The sequence below is a fragment of the Bacillus sp. B1-WWTP-T-0.5-Post-4 genome (assembly GCF_009183795.1).
Lineage (GTDB): Bacteria > Bacillota > Bacilli > Bacillales > Bacillaceae_G > Bacillus_A > Bacillus_A cereus.
On record NZ_WEIJ01000041.1, the window covers coordinates 1 to 834 of the forward strand.

Sequence of the window (834 nt, forward strand, 5' to 3'; positions counted from 1 at the left end):
TGATCGCCGCGTCTTCCGCTGCTTCTGCGATTGCAGTCTCTTCGGCTTTGTTCGCCTTGTCCTGCGCACCTTTTGGCGTTTCTGCTCCGATTTCTTCGGGCGTAGTTACCGACGCATTAACCCATAGTTTTTTCTCAGCGTCCCAACGTTTCATAACGTTTGGTTGCTTCGAAGTATCTAGCCATAGCATATCGGGTGTTCTCTTGCTAGGTAGTGGCTCAGTGGCGCTCTTATAAACGAATTCGCCGCCTTGCTCCCACTTCGTCATATTTTGATTAATCGTTTCTTGAATCGCTTCGATTTGTCTATTCTTATCGATCACTAGCGGTACGAATTCGCCCAGTAATACGTAGTCTTTCGCAGGATTCGTATATGATCGGTAGATTGCGATAACGCGCGCATTAACTGCGAGAGCAGGCTCGAACATTGTATCTTTTACTAAGATCGTATCGCCTAGACGGACCTTTTCATGCTCATAGCCCGTTAACGATTCCAGTAATAAGACGCTAACTTCGTATGTTGCTCGTGGCTGCTTAACGCGTTTTAGCTCTTCTACTGCCTTTTTCATTAACTCATATTCATTATCCACGCTATTTAAATCTAAGCGCTTGAATAGGTGCTTTCCGTTCTTTCCATATAGCTGCATCGCGTGTTCGTCGCCTACCCATTTCTGCCCTTTAGGTGATACATAGCCGTCGTGGATATTCTCGAATGCTTCGATCGTCAGGCGCTTCCCTGTCTCGTCAGCTTTACCGATTGGAATAATCGCGGTTGCGATATCTGATCGATCTACTTCTCGCGTTACGCCTGTTAGATCCTTTCCGTACGTGAATC

The 834-nt window shown here is 46.5% G+C and carries 1 protein-coding gene; it reads right to left on the reverse strand.

Translation table 11 applies throughout. The features are described 5' to 3' along the window. A partial coding sequence (locus GBN91_RS28585; protein ID WP_193222149.1) for a phage tail spike protein occupies window positions 1-834 on the reverse strand: 834 nt, incomplete at both ends.